General features: G+C 34.1%; 25 protein-coding genes. All 25 read left to right on the top strand.

What is annotated here, in order from left to right:
* Positions 1 to 228: 228 nt before the first annotated feature.
* The 25 genes from dapG to mnmA all read left to right on the top strand — a co-directional run bounded on the left by dapG (position 229) and on the right by mnmA (position 25,517).
* Positions 229 to 1,431 carry an aspartate kinase gene (dapG, locus tag LB941_RS04015; protein ID WP_253359675.1) on the top strand — a complete coding sequence of 401 codons (1,203 nt, stop codon included), beginning with the start codon at positions 229 to 231 and terminating at the stop codon, positions 1,429 to 1,431.
* A gap of 11 nt (positions 1,432 to 1,442) precedes the next feature.
* Entirely contained in the window at positions 1,443 to 1,796 is a 354-nt protein-coding gene (locus tag LB941_RS04010) for a DUF3397 family protein (protein ID WP_253359673.1), read from the top strand.
* A 281-nt stretch (positions 1,797 to 2,077) separates the two neighbouring features.
* Positions 2,078 to 2,509 (top strand): division/cell wall cluster transcriptional repressor MraZ, encoded by a 432-nt coding sequence (gene mraZ / locus LB941_RS04005; RefSeq protein WP_253359671.1) that lies wholly within the window; start codon positions 2,078 to 2,080, stop codon positions 2,507 to 2,509.
* Between the two features lie 9 nt (positions 2,510 to 2,518).
* Positions 2,519 to 3,472: a 16S rRNA (cytosine(1402)-N(4))-methyltransferase RsmH gene (gene rsmH / locus LB941_RS04000; protein ID WP_253359669.1), complete on the top strand. Its 954-nt coding sequence runs from the start codon at positions 2,519 to 2,521 to the stop codon at positions 3,470 to 3,472.
* A 30-nt stretch (positions 3,473 to 3,502) separates the two neighbouring features.
* On the top strand, positions 3,503 to 3,871 hold the full coding sequence (ftsL, locus tag LB941_RS03995) for a cell division protein FtsL (RefSeq protein ID WP_253359668.1): 369 nt from the start codon (positions 3,503 to 3,505) through the stop codon (positions 3,869 to 3,871).
* Entirely contained in the window at positions 3,868 to 6,006 is a 2,139-nt protein-coding gene (locus tag LB941_RS03990) for a penicillin-binding transpeptidase domain-containing protein (RefSeq protein ID WP_253359667.1), read from the top strand. The genes ftsL and LB941_RS03990 overlap by 4 nt, the downstream gene beginning before the upstream one ends.
* Positions 6,007 to 6,036: 30 nt before the next feature.
* Positions 6,037 to 7,521, top strand: a complete 1,485-nt coding sequence (locus LB941_RS03985) for a UDP-N-acetylmuramoyl-L-alanyl-D-glutamate--2,6-diaminopimelate ligase (protein ID WP_253359666.1) — start codon at positions 6,037 to 6,039, stop codon at positions 7,519 to 7,521.
* Between the two features lie 4 nt (positions 7,522 to 7,525).
* Positions 7,526 to 8,488: a phospho-N-acetylmuramoyl-pentapeptide-transferase gene (gene mraY, locus LB941_RS03980; RefSeq protein ID WP_253359665.1), complete on the top strand. Its 963-nt coding sequence runs from the start codon at positions 7,526 to 7,528 to the stop codon at positions 8,486 to 8,488.
* A gap of 26 nt (positions 8,489 to 8,514) precedes the next feature.
* Positions 8,515 to 9,891, top strand: coding sequence for a UDP-N-acetylmuramoyl-L-alanine--D-glutamate ligase (gene murD, locus LB941_RS03975; RefSeq protein ID WP_253359664.1), 1,377 nt, complete (start codon positions 8,515 to 8,517; stop codon positions 9,889 to 9,891).
* Positions 9,888 to 10,985 carry an undecaprenyldiphospho-muramoylpentapeptide beta-N-acetylglucosaminyltransferase gene (gene murG, locus LB941_RS03970; RefSeq protein WP_253359663.1) on the top strand — a complete coding sequence of 366 codons (1,098 nt, stop codon included), beginning with the start codon at positions 9,888 to 9,890 and terminating at the stop codon, positions 10,983 to 10,985. Before murD ends, murG begins: the two co-directional genes overlap by 4 nt.
* Positions 10,986 to 11,006: 21 nt before the next feature.
* Complete coding sequence (locus tag LB941_RS03965) at positions 11,007 to 11,873, top strand: cell division protein FtsQ/DivIB (protein ID WP_253359660.1); 867 nt, start codon at positions 11,007 to 11,009, stop codon at positions 11,871 to 11,873.
* Positions 11,874 to 12,035: 162 nt separating this feature from the next.
* The gene (gene ftsA, locus LB941_RS03960) at positions 12,036 to 13,397 is read left to right on the top strand and encodes a cell division protein FtsA (RefSeq protein ID WP_253359714.1); all 1,362 of its coding nucleotides are present in this window, start codon (positions 12,036 to 12,038) and stop codon (positions 13,395 to 13,397) included.
* 20 nt (positions 13,398 to 13,417) lie between these two features.
* Entirely contained in the window at positions 13,418 to 14,665 is a 1,248-nt protein-coding gene (gene ftsZ, locus LB941_RS03955) for a cell division protein FtsZ (RefSeq protein WP_253359658.1), read from the top strand.
* 32 nt (positions 14,666 to 14,697) lie between these two features.
* On the top strand, positions 14,698 to 15,129 hold the full coding sequence (locus tag LB941_RS03950) for a cell division protein SepF (RefSeq protein ID WP_425270486.1): 432 nt from the start codon (positions 14,698 to 14,700) through the stop codon (positions 15,127 to 15,129).
* Between the two features lie 11 nt (positions 15,130 to 15,140).
* The gene (locus tag LB941_RS03945) at positions 15,141 to 15,395 is read left to right on the top strand and encodes a YggT family protein (protein WP_253359656.1); all 255 of its coding nucleotides are present in this window, start codon (positions 15,141 to 15,143) and stop codon (positions 15,393 to 15,395) included.
* A 20-nt stretch (positions 15,396 to 15,415) separates the two neighbouring features.
* Positions 15,416 to 16,201: a YlmH family RNA-binding protein gene (locus LB941_RS03940; RefSeq protein WP_253359654.1), complete on the top strand. Its 786-nt coding sequence runs from the start codon at positions 15,416 to 15,418 to the stop codon at positions 16,199 to 16,201.
* Between the two features lie 26 nt (positions 16,202 to 16,227).
* Positions 16,228 to 16,962 carry a DivIVA domain-containing protein gene (locus tag LB941_RS03935; RefSeq protein ID WP_253359652.1) on the top strand — a complete coding sequence of 245 codons (735 nt, stop codon included), beginning with the start codon at positions 16,228 to 16,230 and terminating at the stop codon, positions 16,960 to 16,962.
* Between the two features lie 273 nt (positions 16,963 to 17,235).
* Entirely contained in the window at positions 17,236 to 20,031 is a 2,796-nt protein-coding gene (ileS, locus tag LB941_RS03930) for an isoleucine--tRNA ligase (RefSeq protein ID WP_253359650.1), read from the top strand.
* 256 nt (positions 20,032 to 20,287) lie between these two features.
* Positions 20,288 to 21,268, top strand: coding sequence for a diaminopimelate epimerase (dapF, locus tag LB941_RS03925; protein WP_253359648.1), 981 nt, complete (start codon positions 20,288 to 20,290; stop codon positions 21,266 to 21,268).
* Positions 21,269 to 21,287: 19 nt separating this feature from the next.
* A complete protein-coding gene (locus tag LB941_RS03920) occupies positions 21,288 to 21,824 on the top strand; it encodes an NUDIX hydrolase (RefSeq protein WP_253359646.1) in 537 nt (178 codons plus the stop codon).
* A gap of 14 nt (positions 21,825 to 21,838) precedes the next feature.
* Positions 21,839 to 22,051 (top strand): hypothetical protein, encoded by a 213-nt coding sequence (locus LB941_RS03915; RefSeq protein ID WP_253359644.1) that lies wholly within the window; start codon positions 21,839 to 21,841, stop codon positions 22,049 to 22,051.
* 21 nt (positions 22,052 to 22,072) lie between these two features.
* On the top strand, positions 22,073 to 22,756 hold the full coding sequence (locus LB941_RS03910) for a 5'-methylthioadenosine/adenosylhomocysteine nucleosidase (protein ID WP_253359641.1): 684 nt from the start codon (positions 22,073 to 22,075) through the stop codon (positions 22,754 to 22,756).
* 22 nt (positions 22,757 to 22,778) lie between these two features.
* Positions 22,779 to 23,918, top strand: a complete 1,140-nt coding sequence (locus tag LB941_RS03905; protein WP_253359639.1) for a cysteine desulfurase family protein — start codon at positions 22,779 to 22,781, stop codon at positions 23,916 to 23,918.
* 15 nt (positions 23,919 to 23,933) lie between these two features.
* Entirely contained in the window at positions 23,934 to 24,281 is a 348-nt protein-coding gene (locus LB941_RS03900) for a DUF1831 domain-containing protein (RefSeq protein ID WP_253359638.1), read from the top strand.
* A gap of 108 nt (positions 24,282 to 24,389) precedes the next feature.
* Entirely contained in the window at positions 24,390 to 25,517 is a 1,128-nt protein-coding gene (gene mnmA, locus LB941_RS03895; RefSeq protein ID WP_253359637.1) for a tRNA 2-thiouridine(34) synthase MnmA, read from the top strand.
* Positions 25,518 to 25,704: the final 187 nt, after the last annotated feature.

The following is a 25,704-nucleotide window of genomic DNA, read 5'->3' as shown; positions in this document are numbered from 1 at the left end:
AATTGATAGATTTGAATTATAAATTAAAGAACATTAGAAAAAAATTGAATTTGTATTGTTAAACCATTATAATTGAAAAGAGTTAACGTTGTTATGTTATAGCGGTTATTTTTACGATGTGCAAACATAATAATGTCTGCTTTATGAGTTAAATGTAATAATAACGTTATTATAATGTAATTTATTATTCATTAATGTGATAATGATATATTAGGAGGAACATTTTTGATGAATATTATCGTAAAAAAATTTGGTGGTACATCTGTTCAAAATGATGATGCAAGAAGAAAAGCAATAGAACATGTGATTTATTCAATAAAAAAGGGATATAAAGTGGCGGTTGTTGTTTCGGCAATTGGTCGAAAAGGAGCTCCATATGCGACAGATTCATTATTAAATTTAGTTGGTGGCGCACAGACCAATTTAAATACACGCGAATTAGATATGCTTGTTTCTGTCGGAGAAGTTATTTCAGCAGCTGTTTTTACGGAAATGTTGAAAAAAGATGGAATTAAGGCAACGGCATTTACCGGTCCTGATGCTGGATTTAAAACTAATAATGAATATCAAAATGCAAAGGTTCTAGATATAGACACAAATAGCATTATGCATGCTTTTAAGACCAATGATGTTGTAGTTGTGGCTGGATTTCAAGGTCTATCTGAACAAGGACATGTAACAACTTTAGGCAGAGGTGGATCGGATACATCTGCTGCATTGTTAGGAGCAGCTTTAGGAGCGAAACGATGTGATATTTTTACTGATGTCTCAGGAATGATGACAGGTGATCCACGTTTAGTTAAAAAAGCACAATTCTTAAAAGAAGTAAGTTATGAGGAAGTTGCTAATATGGCACATGAAGGTGCTAAAGTAATTCATCCTCGTGCTGTTGAAGTAGCACAACAAGCACATTTACCATTACGAATTCGCTCTACTTGGGATAGTGTAGAGGAAATGGGAACACTAATTTCGGATCGTAATTTAGCAATTAAACATTATCGTACGGTTACAGGAGTAGCACATCAAATTGGTTTAACACAATTTACGATTCAAGCGAAGGAATATTCAGCAGATAGAACGTTTGATTTGTTAGCTACTAATAATTTAAGTATCGATTTTATCAATATTAGTCCGGATAAAATAGTTTTTAATTTAGATAAAGAAGAAACTGCAATAGCAAAGAAATTATTGGTTGAGCATAAGATTAAAGCCCAAATTGTTGATGATTGTGCTAAGGTTTCTATTATTGGAGCAGGCATTATGGGAACCCCAGGTATTACTGCCAAGATGGTTGCAGCTTTATCACGTGAAAACATCCAAATTCTGCAAACAACAGATAGTTATACTACAATCTGGGTATTAGTCCATGGCAAGGATTTGAGTGGAGCAGTTAATGCCTTGCATGATGTCTTTTTAATTAAGAACAAATGAATCTATTACAAATGATATTGATCTCATGGCCTGTTCAAGTAGGCGGAATAGTTGTATTGTGGTTACTGCTCAAAATTTTACAAATCAAGTTGCATCTATTGCCTAAACAGATAGCTCCAATTGATTTGGTTTCTGTGTTATTGTTTTTTCCATTACACTTGTTATCTTTAGATGCCTTTGGTGTATCTATTGTACTATATGTTATATTTGGGCTAGGCATGTGTGGTATTCTTATGACTGCGTTTAAAGCAATTTTTGATGGTGATATAATTATTGGAAAATTTATGCGTCAGTATTGGCGCATTTTGGATTGTGTTTTATTAATAAGTAATTTTGTATTGATGATAATTGTAGTTATTAAATAAATTAAAATAGAAGGTTATAGAAATTATATTTATAGTTTCTATAACCTTCTATTTTTTATACAAAAAAATTAATAAATTAAATAATAATATTAAAAATTTTGTGTCACTATTTTTATTTATTGAATAATTTAAAAAAAAGTATTCAATTTAAGTAAAAAGTGGTTTTTTTACCCTATTTAGTGGTTGAAAGTGGGTAATTGTGGTAATATTAGCTATAACATATTTTTATTTTTAAAAACAGCTTATATGTTCGATAATTTATTTTTAAGGGAGTGAGTCAATTGTTCATGGGAGAGTATCGTCATTCACTTGACACAAAAGGACGATTAATAATTCCAGCCAAGTTACGTAATAATCTTGGAGAACTATTTGTACTCACTCGTGGAATGGATGGCTGTTTATTTGGGTATACACAAGATGAGTGGAAGCTGATAGAAGAAAAATTACAAGAATTGCCATTAACTAAAAAAGATGCACGGGCATTTGTCCGTTTTTTCTATGCAGCTGCGACAGAGTGTGGCTTTGATAAGCAGGGACGCATTAATATTCCTGCACCACTTTTACATCATGCAAAATTAGATAAGCAGTGTGTTGTTGTTGGAGTAGGCAATCGTATTGAAATATGGTCACAAGAGCGTTGGGATGAATTTAGCAATGAAGCTGAAACAAACTTTGACGAGCTTGCAGAAAATATGATAGATTTCGGACTTTAGGGTGAGTAGATGGCAGAATTTAAGCATGTAACGGTTCTTTTAAAAGAAGCTGTAGATAATTTAAATATAAAAGAAAATGGTATTTACGTTGACTGTACATTAGGCGGTGGCGGACATAGTAATCAAATTTTGCGACAATTAGGGCCTAATGGTCATTTATATTCTTTTGATCAAGATGAAACGGCAATTACATATAACAAAGTGCATTTAGCAGATGATTTGGCTACAGGAAAAGTAACTTTTATTAAAAGTAATTTCTGTAATTTACAAACTGAATTAGTCAAATTAAATGTTAAAAAAGTTGATGGAATTTTATATGATCTTGGTGTTTCTTCACCACAATTCGATGTAGCAGATAGAGGATTTAGTTACAAGTATGATGCACCATTAGATATGCGGATGGATCAGTCGCAAACATTAACGGCAAAGATAATTGTAAATGAGTGGGATTATAGTGATTTGGTTCGTATTTTCTTTCGCTATGGGGAAGAAAAGTTTGCAAAATCAATAGCTCGACGAATTGAGAAAACTAGGGAAATAGAATCAATCGAAACAACAGGACAGTTGGTGGAGATTATTAAGCAAGCTATTCCAGCTAAGGCAAGGCGCAAAGGTGGGCATCCAGCTAAAAGAATTTTTCAAGCAATACGAATTGCTGTGAATAATGAACTAGGCGTATTGGAAGATTCACTAAGTCAAGCATTAGAATTACTCAATGTAAATGGTCGTATAAGTGTTATAACATTTCAGTCTTTAGAAGATCGACTTGTAAAGACAATGTTTAAAGAAAAAACAAGTTTGCCAGAACTACCGATAGGATTACCGATAATTCCAGACGAAAAACAACCAGCGTTTAGACTTGTTAATCGCAAACCAATTATTCCTACAAAAAATGAACTTATGGTAAATCATCGAGCACATTCAGCTAAACTACGTGTAATTGAATGTATTAAAGAAATTTAAAATATTATTATTAAGAAAGAAGTGATTTTTTTGGCTCAACCAGCATTGAAACAATGGGGACAAAGTGTACCGTCTCCCACAAAAATACATAAAAAAAATAGAAAGACGAGATTGGTACCTCAAAAATCACCTTATTTTAGAAGTGATTTAGGGTTTGTAGTAGGTGTGTTAGTTGTAACATTAATTACGGCAATATTTGTAATTCAATCTACTGTTACGTTAACAAGCACACAACACGAGTTACAGGCAATTGCGCAACAGCAAACAAAGATACAAAGCAAGAATACAAGTTCACAGCAAGAAATCAGTGAACTATCTAGTCGGACGCGGTTAAGTAAAATTGCAGCGGCAGCAGGATTAACACTGGATGAATCTAGTACAAGGAATGTAACTAAATGAATATGAAAGATAAACGTTTTATAAATACTCAAAAAATAAGAAATAAACGAAGAAATGTAGGTATAACTATTTTTTTCATCGTAGCTATTATTTTTTTGATATTTATAGGCCGTTTTTTTTATATAGGAATGTTTCATACTGTTGGTGGAGTTAATTTGGAAAAAAAGGTTGCACAACTTTATGCAAACAAAACTCAAATTAAAGCTAAACGAGGAACTATCTATGATAAAGACGGTAATACAATTGCGGAAGATACAACGACTTATTCGGTTTATATTGTTCTTTCAAAAAAAGCGATATATTATGGTAAACGTGAATACTTAGCAAATAAGGACAAGGATAAAGCGGCAAAAGTATTAAGTAAGTATTTATCTATTTCATATGCTGATGTTTTAAAAATCTTAAATCAAAAAGATAAGTATCAAGTCGAGTTAGGTTCAGCGGGCAAAGGAATATCTTTGGAAACAAAAAAAGCAATAGAGTCTAAACACATAACAGGTATTGATTTTACTGCATCTACTGCAAGATTGTATCCAAACGGGGCATTTGCATCTTATTTTATTGGTTTGACAACTACAACTAACAATAAACTACATGGTTTAATGGGAATAGAAAAAGTATATAATCATCTTTTAAGTGGTGTAAATGGAACACACAGTTATATGGAAGATAGTACGGGAACCGAAATTCCAGGTACAAAAACCAAGTATAAAAAAGCTAAAAATGGTGACAATCTCTACACTACACTAGATTCTCAATTGCAAGTATATATGGAAACTTTGTTGAAATCAGCTCAAAAAACATATCATCCAAAAGAAATGACGGCAGTTTTGATGGATGCTAAAACTGGGGCGATTTTAGCAGCAAGTCAGCGACCAACATTTAATGCACAAACGAAAAGTAGTATAAGTGAATGGCAAAATATCTTACTGGATGAAACCTATGAACCTGGGTCAACAATGAAGGTGTTTACGACAGCGGCGGCCATTAATTCAGGCATTTTCAATGGGAATGCAACATATTCGTCTGGATCTTTAACAATAAATGGTTCTAAAATATATGATTGGAATAAAGCAGGATGGGGATATATAAGTTATAATCAGGCCTTTATTCGTTCGTCAAACGTCGGAATGGCACTTTTAGAACAGCAAATGGGTTCCAAAACCTGGTTGAAATATATAAAAAAATTTGGCTTTTTAAAAAGTACTAATGCACATTTAGGCTCAGAAGCAACTGGTAGTATTTCATACACCTATCCAATTGAACAAGCCAATACAGCTTACGGTCAAGGGATAGATGTTACTGTATTTCAAATGATGCAAGGATTTACAGCGATAGCTAATAATGGTAAAGAACTTAAACCATATATGATTAAAAAAATTGTGAGTTCTAGTACTGGAAAAACAGTCTATAAGCAATCAAAGAAGATTATCTCAAACCCAATTAAAGCAACGACAGCCAAGCAAGTTCGTAATTTAATGGCGCAAGTTGTTACGGATGAAAATGGGACGGGTTCTGCGTTTAAATCATCGGAATATACTGTAGGTGTAAAAACAGGGACAGCACAAATTGCTAGTTCAAATGGAAGTGGATATTTGACGGGAAGTACAAATTATATCTTTTCAGTTGTTGGAATGGCACCAATTAATAATCCAAGATATATATTATATGTTACAATGAAACAGCCACAAACATTCGGTTCAGGAACTTCTGGCGAAATGTTAGCTTCTGTCTTTAATCCGCTAATGGAGCGAGCAATAAAAGAAAGTAGTTCTTCTACTAGTCAAAAAACGGTTAAAGTCCCAAGTGTGAAAGGTCAAAACATTCAAAAAGCGAAAACGACATTGAGTAATAGTGGTTTGAATGTAAGTATTCTTGGAAGTGGCTCAGTTGTTAGTGCACAATCGACGGCAGGCGGGAAAAAATTATTGTCTGGTGGACGAATTATTTTGAAAACGAGCGGTACAATCACTATGCCGGATATTTCAGGATGGTCACGTAGTGATGTTATTAAACTAGAGACACTGTTAGGAATTAAAGTTAATATCTCTGGATCAGGATATGTGACTGCTCAAAGTGTAACAACTGGTACAAATCTAAGTGGAGTTAAAAGTATTTCTGTGACACTTAAGTAATTGACTATTAAATAGAGATTTGGTGAAAAAATGTTAGCGAGTGAACTATTAAAAGTTTTAAAATTTAAACAAGTGATACCAGAAAAATATTCTGATTTTTCCATATCCCTTGTGACACAAGATACACGTGAAGTTGTTGAAAATAGTATTTTTATTGCAATTAGCGGTTATACAGTAGATGGGCATCAGTATGTTAGACAAGCTATTGAAAAGGGCGCAAAAATGATTATTGCTCAAAAGCCGCTTGGTGAGATGTTAGTACCGGTTGTATATGTTGAAAATACAAATCGAGCAATGGCACTTTTAAGTAATACGTTTTATGGTGCTCCAAGCCATGCAATGAAAGTAATTGGTGTAACAGGAACTAACGGTAAAACAACAGTTACACATATGATTGATGCAATTTTTAGAGATCAAGGTGAAAAGACTGGACTTGTTGGAACAATGTATCGGCGGATTGGTGATGAGGTACTGAAGACAGCCAATACAACACCTGATATAATAACGTTGCAAAGAACGATGCAAAAAATGGTTGAAGTGGGTGTTTCTGAAGCCGCTATTGAAGTTTCTTCAGTAGCATTAGTGCAAGGCAGGGTATGGGGCGTTGATTTTGATATTGCTGTATTTACTAATTTTACGCAAGACCATCTAGACTACCATAAAACAATGGACAATTATGCACATGCAAAGAGTTTATTATTTTCACAGTTAGGCAATGGTTATACAATTAGTGGTGATGCTAAAGTTGCAATTTTTAACAATGATGATTCTATGAGTCAAAGATTTATGGAAGATACAGCTGCTCAAGTCATGACGTATGGCATAAAAAATGATGCAATAATTCGTGCTTCAAATATAAAAATTCATGCTCATGGAACAGATTTTGATTTGAAGGTTTTTAATAATAAATATCATTTACATGTCAAAACTATTGGAATGTTTAACGTGTATAATTTGTTAGCTGCATACAGTGCAGCTTATGTAGCTGGTGTAGATAGTAATAGAATTGTCGAAGCATTAGAAAATTTCTCGGGTGTAAAAGGACGGTTACAGCTAGTTACTTCAAATAGCGGTGCTAGTGCAATTGTTGATTATTCGCACACACCAGATGGATTATTAAATGCGCTAAAGACAATTAATGAATTTGCAGTCGGAAAAGTGTACTGTGTTATTGGATGTGGTGGAGATCGCGATCATGATAAAAGACCTAAAATGGCTAAAATAGCTGTTGAAAATTGTGATTATGCTATTTTCACTTCAGATAATCCGCGGACAGAAGAGCCGAAATCGATTATTGATGCGATGCTTACAGGTGTCCCTAACGGCATGAAAGCAACGGTTCTTCTAGATCGTAGACAAGCAATTCAAACAGCTATTATGAAGGCTAAGCCAAATGATATTGTTTTAATAGCTGGCAAAGGACATGAGGATTATCAAATAATTGGTCATACAAAACATCATTTTGATGATGTTGAGGAAGCTAATAAAGCATTTAAATTAAAGGAGAAGAATTAATAAAATGAATATTACGCAGATGTTAATTCCAGTGATAGGCAGCTTAATTTTAACTACTTTATTTTTACCGGTATTCATCGATTACGCACATAAAAAAAAGCAAGGACAAATGATTCGTGAAGAAGGGCCAAAATGGCATGAAAAAAAATCAGGGACACCAACAATGGGTGGATTTGTTTTTAATTTTTCAATTTTGATTACATCTATGATAGTTGCATTTTCGCAACATACATTAAATGTACCAGTGATTATTTTGAATTTCATTTTAATTTTATATGGGTTCTTAGGCTTTTGGGATGATTCAATTAAATTATGGAAAAAGCAAAACGAAGGGTTGAAAGCTTGGCAAAAGCTAACAGGACAGATAATTGGTGCCCTTATCTTTATGGCTTTTTATATATATAAGGGTCTACCTTTATCTTTGAACATTTTCAATCACGAATTAAATATTGGATTGTTATATATTGTATTTGCAATATTTTGGTTAGTTGGGTTTTCAAATGCAGTTAATTTAACAGATGGAATTGATGGTCTAGTTGCTGGACAAGCAATAATTGCCTTTGGAGCATATGCGGTAATTGCGTATGTACAGCATCAATTCTCAGTATTAATATTCTGTTTGTCTGTTATTGGTGCATTAATTGCATTTTTAGGATTTAATCATAAGCCTGCAAAAGTCTTTATGGGTGATATGGGTTCGTTGGCCTTGGGTGGAGCTCTTGCAGCGGTATCGATTCTAGTACATCATGAACTTTCACTTCTTTTTATTGGAATTATTTTTGTATGTGAAACAGCAAGTGTAATGTTACAAGTAGGTTATTTTAAAAGAACAGGGAAACGTTTGTTTAAGATGAGCCCAATTCATCATCACTTTGAATTATGTGGTTGGAGTGAATGGCGAATTGATTTAACTTTTTGGCTTGTAGGGTTAATTTTTGCTACTGCGACAGTTTGGATAATTATTTAAAAGTATAATCGAGGAAGGTATAAACAATGAAAAATATTACTGATTATCAAAATAAAAATGTTTTGGTTTTAGGCCTTGGTAAAAGTGGTATTAATGCAGCAAGTCTATTAAAAAGGCTTGGTGCCAATGTTGTTGTGAATGATAAGAATACCCCTAAGGACTTAACGCAAGTTAATAAGTTAAAAAAAATGGGGATAGATGTTATAACGGGTAGTCACCCATTAGAATTGCTAGATAACATAAGTTTAATTGTCAAAAACCCAGGGATTCCATATAGTAATTCATTAATTAGTGAAGCTGTTAAACGAGGACTAAAAATAATTACTGAGCCTGAATTGGCATATGAAATTTTAGATGCACCTTTAATAGCTGTTACAGGAACAAATGGAAAAACGACAACGACGACAATGATTGCATTAATGCTTAATCAAGGTAGAAAAAAAGGACACGCATATACAGCCGGAAATATAGGTATTTCTGCAACAAAAATTGCACAAAAAGCGGATGCTAATGATACGATGGTAGCAGAACTTTCAAGTTTCCAATTAATGGGAATAACAAAACTTCATCCACGTATAGCTGTTTTAACTAATATCTATGAAGCACATACAGATTATCATAAAACGCGTGCAAATTATATTAAAGCCAAAATGAGAATTACTATGAATCAAACGGAGAACGATTATTTTGTTGTAAATTGGGATAATTCAGAATGGCAAGAATTGGCCAAACAAAGTCAAGCAAAAATCATTCCATTTTCACGGCAATGTTTAACCAAAGATGGCGCATATCTAAGTAATGGAAAATTATTTTTCCGTAATGAGGAAATAATGTCTGCTGAAGATATAAATGTTCCAGGCTCACATAATATTGAAAATGCACTAGCCGCGTTAGCGGTAGCAAAATTATTAGGCCAAAGTAATGAACACATTGTTGAGGTTTTAAAAACTTTTTCGGGTGTAAAACATAGAACACAGTATGTTACAACCTTCAATGAGCGAAAATTTTATAATGATTCAAAAGCAACAAATATTGAATCAACGCAGAAAGCTTTGGATGGCTTTAAAGCACCGGTTGTTTTATTAGCTGGCGGTTTAGATAGAGGATTTACTTTTGAACGTCTCGAGCCATATTTCAAAAACTTGCGTGGCATTGTTTTATTTGGACAAACTGCTGATTTATTGGAACAAGCGGCAAAAAAAGCTGGTGTAAAGCAAATTAAGCAAACACAAGATGCGGTGAGTGCAGTACCTTTAGCGTATAAAATGAGTGAACCAGGTGATATTATTTTGTTGTCACCTGCTTGTGCAAGTTGGGATCAGTGGCCAACATTTGAGGTGCGCGGAGATAAATTCATTGAAGCTGTTGAAAAATTAGAAGAGGAGGTTAAAGAATCCAAATGAGAATATTAGTATCAGGTGGAGGAACAGGTGGACATATCTACCCAGCGCTTGCATTGATTGAAACTTTAAAAAAGGAACAACCTGAGTCAGAGGTTTTGTATGTTGGGGCAGAGCGAGGTCTTGAAAAGCGAATTGTACCTGAGTCAGGAATTAAGCTACGTACATTACACATTCAGGGATTTAAACGGTCAATATCATTTGAAAATATAAAGACAGTCTATTTATTTTTGAAAAGTGTGCATGAATCAAAAAAAATAATTCGTGAATTTAAACCAGATGTTGTAATTGGTACTGGGGGATATGTATGTGGAGCTGTAGTATATGCGGCAGCACGTCTTAAGATACCAACAATGATACATGAGCAAAACAGTGTGGCTGGAATAACAAATAAATTTTTAAGTCGATTTGTAGATAAAATCGGAATTTGTTTTGACGATGCTAGACAAAGCTTTCCAACTGAAAAGATTATTTTTACAGGTAATCCCCGTGCTCAGCAAGTTGCAGGGATGACTAAAAGCAATCGCTTGTATAAGGAATACGGTTTAAAAAAAGATGTTCCAACGGTATTGATATTTGGAGGTTCACAGGGAGCTAAAAAAATAAATCAGGCTAGTATAGCTGCAATCAAACAATTTGCAAACAAAAAATATCAAATTTTATTTGTAACAGGACGTAGGCATTACGATAAAATTATGGCAAATCCAGCAACACAACATTTACCTGAAAATGTTTTTATTCAACCTTACATTGCTGATATGCCAGCTATACTACCAGAAATTGAATGTATAGTTGGTCGGGCAGGGGCAACGAGTTTAGCTGAAATAACAGCATTGGGAATTGCTTCGATTTTAATTCCAAGTCCATATGTTACTAATGATCATCAAACTAAAAATGCAATGAGCCTTGTTTCAAAGAATGCAGCCAAGATGATTACTGAAGAAGAGTTGAATGGTCAACTTTTAGCTAAAGAAATTGATGATTTAATGAGTAATACAATTGAACGTGAAAAGATAGCGACAAATTGCAAGCAAGTAGGTGTTCCTGATGCAGCAAGTAGGGTATTGAATGTTTTAGATAGCTTAGTTAATGGTTGACGTGGATTGGAGGGATAGTCTTTGAAGAAAAATCTAAATAAGGCCAGGCTCTCACAAACCGGTCAAGAGTTAACTCCATGGGAAAAAGCACAATTAGAAAGAAATAAAAAGCGTCAAAAAGAAAAAAAGAGTCCCTTTAAAAAGCAAAATTTTTCAAGACAATTACCACAGTTAAAAAATGTGCATAAAAAGAGATTGAAAAAACGGGGACTATTATTATTAACAATATTCACAGTAATAACAAGCGTATCGTTGTACTTAATACTACCAGTCAGTCGTGTAAAAAATATAGTTATTACGGGTGTTAATAAGCAAACACAAAAGGATATATTGAAATCAAGTAAAATAATGAAGGGTGACTTTTTAATTGAAACTTGGTTTAAAAATAGCGAGATAAAAAAAAGGATTAAACAGGAAAATGGAACTGTAAAATATGCTAAAATAGCTGAAAAAAATAGGAATGTAAAAATCAATATTTTAGAATATTCAACAGTTGGGTACGTGTATCAAGATAAGAAATATTATGCATTAACTAAAAATGGTGCTGTAAGTAAAGCAACTGTGGCAAATGTAACGGGAAATATGCCAACAATTTACGACTTTAAAAGTACTAAAAATTTAAAACTTATTGCTAAGCAACTTAGTTTAATATCACAAAATATACAAGAAGCAATATCTGAAATTCATGCAACGCCAACAAAAGCAGATTCAGGAAAAATACTTGTTTATATGAACGATGGAAATGAAGTTATTGCTACTATTGGAACTTTCGCCAAAAAAATGGCATATTATCCAAGTATTGTAGCTAAAATGAATGGAACAGGGATTGTTGATTTAGAAGTTGGTGCATATTCGTACCCATATAGTAATTCAACAACGAGTAATTAAACTTAATTTATATTTTTTAACATGTTTTAGTGCTTATACATAGAAAAGTACCCATTATATGTGGTAAAATTTGTGTATTGACATGAATCTAAATTAGATGTATAAGAAAGAATTAATAATTTAAACTTAATTAAATATTTTTCGAATAGGAGGCCTAATATGATGGAAAATTCTGGACTTTATGTCGGATTGGACATTGGGACTACTTCGATTAAAGTTATTATTGCAGAGTATGTCAAAGGACAACTTAATGTCATTGGATCTGGTAATACACGTTCTGCAGGTCTAAATCGGGGAGTTGTAGTTGACATTGACCAGGTCGTAGGAGCAATAAAAGACGCAGTAAAACAAGCAGAAGATAAGGCTGGGATAGACATTCATGATGTCATTGTTGGATTACCAGCAAATATGTTACAAATTGAAAAGTGTCGGGGCATGATATCACTTGGAAATGAACATGTTAAAAGTAAAGAAATAAATGATGACGATGTTCGCAGGGTAACAGAGGCGGCACTGATTCAAAATCTTCCGCCAGAACGAGATGTAATCGATATAGCTCCTGATGAATTCATTGTAGATGATTTTGAAGGTATTCGTGATCCGCGCGGTATGGTGGGTGTACGAATGGAAATGAAGGGTGTTATGTATACAGGTCCTAAGACGATATTGCATAATACTAAAAAGTGTGTTGAAAGGGCAGGCTTAAGGATAAAAGAAGTTGTTGTTGCTCCAATTGCAATTGCTCAATTAGCTTTGGATGAGGGTGAAAAAGATTTTGGAGCGATTGTAATTGATTTAGGTGGAGGACAGACTACGGCAGCAGTTGTTCATGACCATAAATTAAAATATACATATGTGGACCAAGAGGGTGGAGATTTTGTTACTAGAGATATCTCGGTAGTTCTTAATACTTCAGTTGAAAATGCTGAGACACTTAAGCGAACATATGGAATGGCATTAGCGCGTAATGCATCTGCGGAGGAAACATTTCCTGTTCAAGTTGTAGGCCAACAAGAACCACGTATGATACATGAGGAATTTTTAGCAGAAATTATACAAGCACGTTTGGAACAGATATTTAATAAAATAGCTAAAGCTTTGGAAGACGTAAAAGCTTTGCAATTACCCGGTGGAATTGTATTAACGGGTGGGTTAGCTGATTTACCAGGAATTGCAGAATTAGCAGAAGAATTTTTTGATGCTAATGTTCGTATTTTTAGATCAAATGAAATGGGATTACGTATACCATCGTATACTCAGGTTCTTGGCTTAATAAGTTGTGTGGCTTCACAAAATGAAATTGAATTAGTTGTAAAACACACTATTGATAAAAAATTAGGAACAACCAATGTAGTATCTGGAGTAAGTCAGAGTGATTATATAAAAGATACTAATCACGATCGAGATAATACAAGCGCAGATTATGTTGAAGAAAACGAGATAAATTATAATAAATCTGATCAGGAGAATGGGCCAGGAGTTTTTAATAGAATGAAAGATTTTATTACCGGCTTTTTCGAATAATCAATATGTGGAGGTAGAAAATGAGCTTTGATATTACATTAGATTCAAATACAGATGAAAGCCAAGCCGTAATTAAAGTAATTGGTGTTGGTGGTGCTGGTGGCAACGCAGTCAATCGAATGATTTCTGATAATGTGCAAGGGGTTGAGTTTATTGTCGCCAATACGGATGTACAGGCTTTAAAAAATTCCAATGCGGAAGTTAAAATTCAATTGGGGCCTAAACTTACTAGAGGATTAGGTGCTGGCGCTAATCCTGATAGAGGGCAAAAAGCTGCAGAAGAAAGTGAAGAAGCTTTGGCACAGGCCTTAGAAGGTGCAGATATGATTTTTGTTACCGCTGGCATGGGTGGCGGAACAGGAACAGGTGCAGCTCCAATAATTGCTAAAATTGCTAAGGACCAAGGTGCATTAACTGTTGGTGTTGTAACTCGACCTTTTACTTTTGAAGGCCAAAGACGTTCCAAATATGCTGCTGAAGGTGTGGCACAGATGAAGGAAAATGTGGATACTTTGGTAATTATTTCAAATGATCGTCTACTAGAAATAGTTGATAAAAATACACCAATGCTAGAAGCATTTCATGAAGCTGATAATGTTTTACGTCAGGGTGTCCAAGGTATTTCTGACTTAATTACTTCACCAGGATATGTTAACTTGGATTTTGCTGATGTTAAAACAGTTATGGAAAACCAAGGGTCTGCTTTGATGGGGATAGGGACTGGTGAAGGTGAAAATAGAATTGAGGATGCAACTAAAAAGGCTATTTCCTCATCATTGTTAGAAGTATCTATTGATGGCGCTGAACATGTATTGTTAAATATAACAGGAAGTAGTGATTTATCATTATTTGAAGCGCAAGCAGCTTCAGCGATTGTAACTCAAGCTGCATCAAGTAATGTTAATATTATTTTCGGGACTTCAATAAATGAAGAGTTAGATAATTCGGTTGTCGTTACTGTGATTGCTACGGGAATAGACAAAAAAAATGAGTTAAAACGTTCTTCACGTCATTCAGGAGATGTTCAAAAAAAGATGTCAAATGATGATCAAAATGAAGCAGTTGGAACTAAAGATACATTTGGTGATTGGAACTTAAGCCGTGAAATTGATGAAGACACACATACAACTTCACAAGCAAGAACAAGTAGATTTGAGAACATGGAAAAGACAAAATTTGATGTTTTTGGCTCAGGATCATCACATGATACTGATAACAATGAAGACGAAAATTTAGATACTCCACCATTTTTACGACACAGACGTTAAGGAAAAGTTGTTAGACAGAGGAGGTTGATGACGTGAGCTTTTTCAAAAATTTATTTAAAGATGATTATACAAGTGAAGATGAATACTATGATGATGGTCAAGAGATTGATCAACAGCAAGACTTTGCGAAAAATGAACAATATAAAAATGCAAAAGTTATGTCATTAGTCGGATCTCAAAAAAATAGTAATGAAACAAAGAAAATCATGTTATTTGAACCACGCGTCTATTCAGATGTTAAACAAATAGCAACTAGACTTTTAAGCGGTGAAGCGACACTCGTTAATTTTCAGCATATGGATGATGCAAATGCTCACCGGGTAATTGATTTTTTGACAGGTGTTGTTTTTGCAGTTCGTGGTGATATACAGCGAGTAGGCGATTCTATTTTTCTATGCACACCGCAAGATTATACTGTTGAGGGAACTTTATCAGAATTTAATCGTAAAAGTAACTTTAATTAAGGAGAGTTCATTTGTTTTCTACAATAATATATTATTTATTCTATTTATATTATGTGGCATTAGTTGTCTACATTTTAATGTCTTGGTTTCCAGGTGCATATCAAACTTCAGTCGGCCGTTTTTTAATGCGTATATGTGAACCATATTTAGAAATATTCCGGTTCATTCCACCTGTGATGGGGATAGACTTTTCACCGATAATTGCTTTTTTTGCTCTTACATTTATTGAAAAAGGCTTATTTTATTTTATTAGTTTAGTCTTTTAGATGTAAGAGATGGCAGAAAAATGAAAAATGAGCAGATTTATCAACATTTTAGAAATGAAGAAGAACCATTAATCGATGAATTATTGAGTTTAATTGCACGAGCAGAAAATGAATATAGACCGGTATTAACACCTTTTTTAAATCCGCGAGAATGCTACATTGCTAAATCTATTTTAGGACAAAATGATAATGTAAAGGCAAGTTTTTATGGCGGAGCAAAAAAAGCAGAACGACAAAGAATTCTTTTCTATCCAGTTTATTTTGAGGTTGAAACTAAAGATTTCAATATTTCTCTTGTAGAGATTGAATATCCAATTAAATTTGCTACATTAAAACATGGACAAATACTTGGGACGTTAGCTAATGCAGGTGTTAAGTATGATGTTTTAGGGGATATTCTTACAGATGGGCAGCGTTGGCAGTTTTTTGTTCAAAATAATATGGTATCCTTTTTTTTGGAACAAGTTACACAAATTGGTCGAATTAAGGTAAGATTAAGAGAGATTGATATGGGTAGCAAGGTCAATACTATAGATGCTTGGGAAAATGAAACAACGACGGTAAGTTCTTTGCGAATTGATGGTGTCGTTTCTAATTGTTATCATATTTCGCGTCAACACACTAAGGCGTTGATTAAAGCGCATAAAATTCATGTTAATTGGATGCAATTGGAGAAACCAGACTATATGTTAGAGTCATACGATATTATTTCAGTTCGTGGTTATGGACGAATCAGATTAAATGAAGTATCTGGTATATCTAAAAAAGGAAAGCTTCGGTTAGATATATCTGTATTAAGAAAATAATTACATAATTTGGAGGTGTTGGGGACATGGCATTAACCCCTTTAGATATTCATAATAAGGAATTTCATGTGAAACTGCGTGGTTATGATCAAGATGAAGTCAATGACTTTTTGGATCAAGTGATAAAAGATTATGAAATGGCATTAAAAGAAAACGATCATTTAAATGACAGTTTACAACAAAGTCAAGAAAAGCTCAAATATTTTAATGATTTAAAGGACTCGCTAAATCAATCTATTATTGTTGCACAAGAAGCTGCTGATAAAGTCAAAGCTAACTCACAACGTGAAGCGGAAATAATTAATCGTGAAGCACAGAAACAAGGGCAAGACATTATTGATCAAGCTAATGAAAAAGCACGCCACATCCTAGAAGAATCTTCCAAAAAAGCTAAAAAATTGGCTCTTGAAACTGATGATTTGCGTAAACAAGCTCGTATTTTCCGTCAGAAACTTCAAGTAATGATGGAATCCCAACTAGAAGTTGTTAAGGGTAGTGAATGGGATGAAATCTTAAAGCGTGGTCAAACAAGCAGTTATGAAGAAATTCAAGATGCAATTCGGCATGATGAAACGCTTGACAACGAATATGAATCAGAAGTACAATCAGTGTCAGATGGTAATAACGATGCATTCTCAACACCAGCAGTAGCTTCAAAAGCAGAAGCTGAAAATGGCAATGAGACCGTAGTTATTTTTCCAGATTCATCTGAGGATTCAGATGGTGATCATTTTGCAGATAATGTATTTATCAATAATTAAAGTATAGAAGAACACGAATAGATAGTTATGATAACAGCGAGTCAATAGATGGTGCAAGGTTGACAATTAATGAGTATTTATTTATCATCTTCGTTTTGTGCTAGGCTGAAATTTAAGTAGGTGTAGTCGGTTTATTACCGTTATCAATTATTAAAGTGAAATTTATTAGTATTAATAAGTTTTTAAATTGGGTGGTACCACGAAAGATCTCGTCCCTTGTGACGAGGTCTTTTTTGTATTATTCTGAAAAATTTTTATGAAGGAGCGTTTAATATGCGAGTTAAAGATACATTGAATCTTGGTAAAACTAAGTTTCCAATGCGTGGGAATTTACCTGTGAGAGAATTAGAACGTGAGAACCAATGGGAAGAAAATAAAGTTTATGAGCAAAGACAAAAGCTAAATGAAGGTAAACCAACTTTTGTTTTGCATGATGGTCCTCCTTATGCAAATGGTAACATTCATATGGGACATGCATTGAATAAAATAACCAAGGATTTTATTGTTCGTTCAAAATCGATGATGGGATTTCGTTCACCATATGTTCCTGGATGGGATACACATGGATTGCCAATTGAACAACAATTGAAAAAAGCTGGGGTTAACCGTAAAGCAATGTCAACGGTTGACTTTAGAAAAAAATGTTACGAATATGCTTTAAAACAAGTTGATAAGCAAAAAGCTGATTTTAAACGTTTAGGTGTAGCAGGAGAATGGGATAATCCATATCTCACGCTATTTCCAGAATATGAAGCTCAACAAATTCGTGTTTTCGGAAAGATGGCAGAACGTGGATTGATATATAAGGGTAAAAAACCTGTTTTCTGGTCATGGTCATCTGAATCAGCATTAGCGGAAGCTGAAGTAGAATATCATGATGTAACGTCTCCATCTGCTTTTTATGGAGAAAAGGTTGTTGATGGAAAAGGTGTTTTAGATACAGATACTTATATGGTTGTTTGGACGACAACACCTTGGACAATTCCAGCTTCTGAAGGAATTACAATTGATGCAAATTTCAACTATTCTGTAGTACAACCAGCTAATGATGACAAAAAATACGTTTTAGCTTCAGAATTAGTTGCAGCTAATGCGGAATTGTTTGGTTGGGAAAATGTTAAAGAATTAAAAGTTGTAAAAGGTGCAGAACTTGAAAATATCTTAACACAACATCCTTTTTATCCAGAACGAAAGTTAGTAACCATGATTGGTGATTTTGTTACTCTTGATGCAGGTACTGGTTTAGTACATACAGCACCTGGTTTTGGGGAAGATGATTTTAATGTAGGTAAACAATATGGATTAGATATTTATGTACCTGTAGATGATAAGGGATATCTCACTGAAGATACAGGCAAGGATTTTGCTGGAGTCTTTTATGAGGATGCTAATGAGATTTCTTTAAAGAAATTGAATGAAGCTGGTGTGTTATTAAAGCAAATGGATTATGAACACAGCTACCCGTTTGATTGGCGAACAAAGAAACCAATCATTTTTAGAGCAACACCACAATGGTTTGCATCTGTTGATAAAATTCGAGATGAAATTTTAGGAGCAATTGACGAAGTAACTTTCTTCCCTTCTTGGGGTAAAAAACGTCTTTATAACATGATTCGTGACCGTGGCGATTGGGTAATTTCACGTCAACGTGTTTGGGGCGTACCGCTACCTATTTTCTATGGTGAAGATGGAGAAGCAATTATGACAAAGGAAACAATTGATCATGTTGCGGACTTATTTGAAAAGAACGGCTCAAATATTTGGTTTGAACGTGAAGCTAAAGACTTATTGCCAGCTGGTTTTACAAGCGAACACTCACCAAATGGAATATTTACAAAAGAAACAGATATTATGGATGTTTGGTTTGATTCTGGCTCGTCTCACCAAGGTGTATTAGCACAACGAGATTATTTGACCTATCCTTCTAATATGTATCTTGAAGGTTCTGATCAATATCGTGGTTGGTTTAATTCAAGCTTAATTACAAGTGTAGCGGTATCAGGACATGCGCCATATAAGCAAATTTTATCGCAAGGATTCACATTAGACGGTAAAGGCCGTAAGATGAGTAAATCTTTAGGAAATACCATCGTACCAGATCAAGTAATCAAGAAAATGGGTGCTGAAATTATTCGTCTCTGGGTATTAAGTGTTGATTCTTCAGCAGATGTTAGAGTTTCAATGGAGAGTTTTAATCAAATTTCAGAAAGTTATCGTAAGTTTAGAAATACAATGCGCTTTTTACTTGCAAATACAACTGATTTTGATCCTAAAAAGGATATGGTTGCGTATGATGAATTAGAATCCTTAGATAAATATATGCTTGTATTGACTAATCAATTTACTAAAGATATTTTGGATTCTTATGCAAATTATGATTTTATGAATGTTTATAAGAAATTAATCAATTTCTTATCTACAGATCTATCTGCCTTTTACCTTGATATAGCTAAAGATGTTGTTTATATTGAAGCTGAGAATAGTTTGGCACGCAGATCGATGCAAACAGTTTTATATGATGTTGCGGTTCGTTTAACTAAGTTAATGACACCAGTATTACCACACACAACAGAGGAATTATGGCAATATTTGAAAGAGCCAGAAGAATTTGTTCAATTAGCTGAAATGCCTACTGTTGATCATTATGCTGGCGAAGGAAAATTAGTTGAAAGTTGGAGTCGTTTCATGCATATTCGTTCAAATGTTTTAAAAGCACTTGAAGAAGCAAGAAACAATAAATTGATAGGAAAATCATTTGAAGCACATGTTACACTGTATGTTTCAGATGGTGTAAAAGAAGAGTTAGACCAATTAGCAACTAATATTCGCCAAAACTTAATTGTTTCTGCGCTTGATATTCTCCCAGCATCGAAGACACCAGCTGATGCTTTAAAATTTGATACTGTATCAGTTAAAGTTGAACATGCACAAGGTGAAGTTTGTCCACGCTGTCGGATGATTAAGACTGATATAGGTGTAGATGAAACATTTAGTAATCTATGTGGGCATTGTGCAACTATTGTACGGGAAAATTATCCAGAAGCAAGTCAAGAAGGCTTAACAGAATAGCATTAAGATGTTGTTATAAAATATAAAAAAGGTAATTCCTTTTGAGTGTACTAGTCTAAAGACATGGTTTTAATTAACTGGTCTTTCATAGTTAAGCTTGAAAGGAATTGCTTTTTTGGTGTCGAATCTAATATATTGGTGAAATGGCTAAGTCGGGCTGATTTTTAAAGGAAGATTACTTCACACTTAAAAAATTTTTTGTTAAGATGTAGAAAGTGGTAATATTCAGATATAATATAAAAACGAGGTAGCTAGGATGGAAATGTTAAAAGTGCACGGCTCTAATAATGATTTTTTTATTTTAGATCAAGACAATTTGGAACAACCTTTAACAGAAGCTGAATTAAGAAAGTTAGCACAGAAAGTTTGTGATCGTAAAAACGGGTTGCATGGTGGTGCAGATGGTATTTTATTTGTAACCAAAGGACATAATGCATCAGTTGCGGGAAAGATGCGAGTAATCAATGCAGATGGTAGTGAAGCTAGCATGTGTGGAAACGGTATCAGAACAGTTGCTAGATATTTAAGTGAAAAAAAGGGAATTGAAAATTTTAAAGTAGAGACAATGTATGCAGATTTAGCTATAAAAAAAGTTACGGCTTTTGCTCCAAATGTTCCAGCATTTGATGCGGAAATTTCACCTGTTAGTTTTGACGCTAAGGATTTGTTGATGCATGTCGGTCAAGATAAGTTAATCAATGATTTCATTCCAACTTTATCAGATAAGATAAAATTTTCAGCTGTAGCAGTACCTAATCCACATTTAATTGCATTTGTGGATCATACAACTTTAATTGGAAATGAATTGGGTCGAATAGCTAGTTATTTAAACGACGGTAAGAATTCAATTTTTCCAGATGGTGTTAATGTAAGCTTTGTTGAAGTTTTAGCATCAAATAAAATCTTCGTCCGAACATATGAACGTGGAGTTGGATATACAAATGCTTGTGGAACAGCAATGTCTGCTTCAAGTTTAATGTATGTTTTGCTCCACACAGATCAAACTGGATTAGAACAAGAAATTCAAGTGGTTAATCCAGGGGGAATGGTAAAAACAAAAGTACATCAATATAACAACGGAAACTATTGGATGTCTTTAATAGGAAATGCGACATTTGTTGCGCATGTTGAATTAGTGCAAGAACAAGCATTAGAGGGTATATTTACTAGTGCAGTTTGGAAAGCGACAAAAGAACAAGCGGCATATCAAGGTTTTGTAAACTCAATAGTCAAATAGATATAATAAGGTGAGTAAAATGGAATTTGAAGAAAAAGTAACAGATATTAAGCATCTCTATGAAGGAAATTTTGTTAAACTTGATTTAGAAACCGTTGTTTTGCCAAATAATGAAAAGGCCACGCGGGAAATAATACGCCATCCAGGAGCTGTTGGGATAGTCGCAATTACACCTGAAGAAAAAATTGTGTTAATTAGACAATGGCGTGCACCACTTAGAAAGATTACTTTGGAGATACCTGCTGGTAAAATTGAAAAAGGCGAACATCCCGATCAAACGGCTGTACGTGAATTAAATGAAGAAACACGATTTACAGCAGACACGTTAGAACGCGTTAATGAGTTTTATACATCACCTGGTTTTGCGGATGAAAAAATGTATCTATATCATGCTAGTGGATTACATGTAGCTAAAACTAAGTTACCACAGGATGAGGATGAGTTTTTGCAACTGGAAGAATTAACCATAAAAGAGGTGCAAGAACAAATTGCTAATGGTACCATTTGTGATAGTAAGACATTAATTGCGATTATGCTGTGGCAGATGATGAAATAGTAGAGGTAATTTGAATGACAGATCAAAACTTTTCTCGACGTTCTAAAAATACAGATAGAAAAGAAGAAGCTGAACCAATTAGTCGTACGAAAGCACGTGAAGAACAAAAGCAGTCACTAGAACAAGAAAAAATAACACATTTAAAACGAAAACTTAATTATATAATCGCAGCTTTGATAGTTATGTTACTATTTGTGCTACTTTTTATGCGTTTTATAAATTTTTAATTTTACAAAGGGTGATATCAAGTGAAATATGGAATTATTTGTGCAATGGAAGAAGAAATAAAGGGATTACGTGCACATTTAGAAGAAGCAAAAAGTATAACCATTGCTAATATGGAATTTTATGTGGGTAAAATTAGTAGCAAAGAGGTTGTTTTGGTGAGATCAGGGATTGGTAAAGTTCAAGCAGGAGTGACAACTGCTCTATTAGTTACTCAATTTAAAGTGGATGCAGTCATTAATTCAGGTTCTGCCGGTGGAATTGGACAAGGACTACATGTAGGAGATTTAGTTCTTTCAACAGGAGCAGCGTATCATGATGCAAACGCAACTGTTTTTGGATATAAACCTGGACAGTTACCGCAACAACCCCAAATTTTTCCTGCCGATGAAGAGCTAATAGGTGCGGTGAGCATAGCTGCTAAGAAAACAGGTTTAGTTGTTAAGCCAGGATTAATTGTAACTGGTGATCAATTTGTTGCATCAGCAAGTAAAATTAAAGAAATTAAAGAAATTTATCCTGATGCAATGTGTTGTGAAATGGAAGGTGCAGCGGTCGCCCAAGTAGCTTATCAGTTTAAAATACCATATCTTGTTGTAAGAGCAATGTCAGATGTGGGAGATGAGAATGCAGGTCAAACATTTGATGAATTTATTATTGATGCAGGTAAGCAATCGGCACAAATGATTTTAAATTTTTTAGTATAGTTAGAATTGAGAGGTAAGAAAAGTGGATAACATTTATCTTGATAATGCAGGCACGACGCCAATGGCAACAAGCGTTATCGAAAAAATGACAGAGACGATGACAAATGTTTTTGGAAATGCCTCTGCAATAAATTTTTATGGAAGACAAGCACGTAAGGTTTTAGATGATAGTCGTCATATAATTGCCAAGTCGATTAATGCGACTGCTGATAACGAGATTATATTTACAAGCGGTGGAACTGAAAGTGATAATACAGCAATTATTCAAACAGCATTAGCACGTAAAAATGAAGGTCGTCATATTATTACCACTGCAATTGAACACGAAGCAGTTTTGAAACCAATGGCATATTTAGAGCGTGAAGGGTTTGAGGTTACTTATTTGCCAGTTGATGAGAATGGTGAAATATCTCTTGAAGATTTAAAAAGAAACTTGCGAGAAGATACGATTTTAGTTTCAGTTATGATGGGAAACAATGAAGTAGGAAGTCACATGCCTATTCATGAAATTGGCCAAATCGTTGCTAATTCAAATGCATGGTTTCATACTGACTGCGTGCAAACATACGGAATTTTAGATATAGATGTCCAAGCTGATAAGATAGATATGCTCTCGACTTCAGCCCACAAATTAAATGGTCCCAAGTATATGGGCTTTTTATATCAGCGTAAAGGCTTACATTTTGAGTCGCTTTTAAAGGGTGGTGATCAGGAATTAAAAAGACGCGCTGGAACAGAAAATGTACCAGCAATTGCTGGATTTGCACAAGCAGTTCTATTAGCAAATCGTGATAAAGCTGATCATCGAAAAAAATATATGGAATTTAAGCAACAATTAATTACAGGACTAGAAACTAATAAGATAGCTTTTGAAGTGAACGGTAAAGTCAATGCTGATGAGTTACCACATGTTTTAAGTATCTGGTTTAAAGGTTGTCGAAGTGACGTTTTATTAACAAATTTGGATTTAGGTGGTATTTCAGCTGCAGCAGGATCAGCATGTACCGCTGGATCGTTAGAGCCTTCGCATGTATTAAGTGCAATGTATGGCACAGATAGTCCGCGAGTGGGAGAATCGTTACGGTTTAGCTTTGGGATAACAAATACAGCAGCTCAAATTGATGAAACAATAGCTTTATTAGCTAAGATTATAAAAAAATAGGAAGGTAAGGGTGAAATGGCATATACAAAAGCAGCAAAAGTTCTAGGGATGAATCAAGTATATAAATTAGCGGATAATATCAAACGTTATTCATTAAGGGATGTTGGTTTTATAGAGTCCAAAAATGGGAAATTTCAACTTGAACGTAGCTTAGATCCACGGATGCCCATTAATCAAAGTTTTAAATTTAAAATGGTTGTACAAAATGATTTACATAATTTTAAAATGGCGACAGTTACAGCTAATGGATTAAAAGAAGTTAATATTTTTAAAGCAAATGATGCTGAGAAAAAAATTACGCAACTAGAATATATTATAAAAGATTTACAAGAGCACAATATTCTTGTCATTGAAGAGAAATAAACCATTGAACTTGCACAGAAATTAAATTGTAAGTATAATAGCATTTACTGGATAAAACGACCTTCAAATCGTGGGTTCAGAATCTTTATGAAATGATGGTGAGTTAAAATGAAAGACAAAAGTCAAATTCGGGTTGTTGTAGGGATGAGTGGTGGCGTTGATTCATCTGTTTGTGCATATTTGCTTAAACAACAAGGATACGATGTTATTGGTGTCTTTATGAAAAACTGGGATGAAGAAAATGATAGTGGCGTTTGTACAGTAACGGAAGATTACCAAGACGTTGCTAAGGTTGCTAATCAAATTGGAATTCCATATTATTCTGTGAATTTTGAAAAAGAATATTGGGATCGGGTATTTACTTATTTTCTTGATGAATATAAGCAAGGTAGAACCCCTAACCCAGATATTATGTGTAATAAAGAAGTTAAATTTAAAGCCTTTCTTGATTACGCAATGAAGTTAGATGCAGATTATATTGCGATGGGACATTATGCACAATTAAAGCGAAGTGAAGATGGTACAGTTCATTTACTACGTGGTGCGGATGAGAATAAAGATCAAACATATTTTTTAAGTCAATTGTCTCAAGAACAATTACAAAGAGTTCTTTTTCCAATCGGTGATATGAATAAAAAGGAAGTTCGAAAGATTGCCAAAGAAATCGGCTTAGCTACAGCCGAGAAGAAAGATTCAACTGGAATCTGTTTTATTGGTGAGAGAAATTTCAGTAAGTTTTTAAATGAATTTTTACCTGCCCAACCTGGAAAAATGATGACAATTGCCGGTGAATACAAGGGCGAACATTATGGTTTAATGAATTATACAATCGGACAACGGCGTGGATTAGGTATTGGCGGTGACGCTAAGAGTAATGATCCATGGTTTGTTGTTGGAAAAGATCTTAAAACGAACACTTTGCTTGTGGGGCAAGGATATCATAATGAGCATTTGTATGCTACTAGTCTTGATGCAACAAAATTAAGTTTCATTGCACCTATTACAGAGCGTGGTTACGACTTTCACTGTACAGCAAAGTTTAGATATCGCCAAAAAGACAGTGGTGTAACTGTAAAATTTAATGATGATTACTCTAAAGTAGATGTTATTTTTGATGAACCAGTGCGCGCTATTACCCCGGGACAGGAAGTCGTTTTTTATGATGGCGAGGAGTGTTTGGGAAGTGGTACAATTGACCATGCTTATCAAGAAGAAAAACAATTACAATATGTTTAATTAAAAATCTATTAACGTTCAAAAATTAAAAATACACTATATTAAATTAGATACAAAATCTAATTAGTATAGTGTATTTTTATTATAATTATAATTTATTATGCTTACATGAGTTGTTATAGATGCTATTTTATCGCTATATATGGTTTTATATGCATCTAAAGGAATAAAAGATATATGACTATTC

This window comes from Ligilactobacillus ubinensis (assembly GCF_024160875.1).
GTDB lineage: Bacteria > Bacillota > Bacilli > Lactobacillales > Lactobacillaceae > Ligilactobacillus > Ligilactobacillus ubinensis.
The sequence above is the reverse complement of the archived record's forward strand: the minus strand, read 5'-3'. Positions and strand labels throughout refer to the sequence as shown.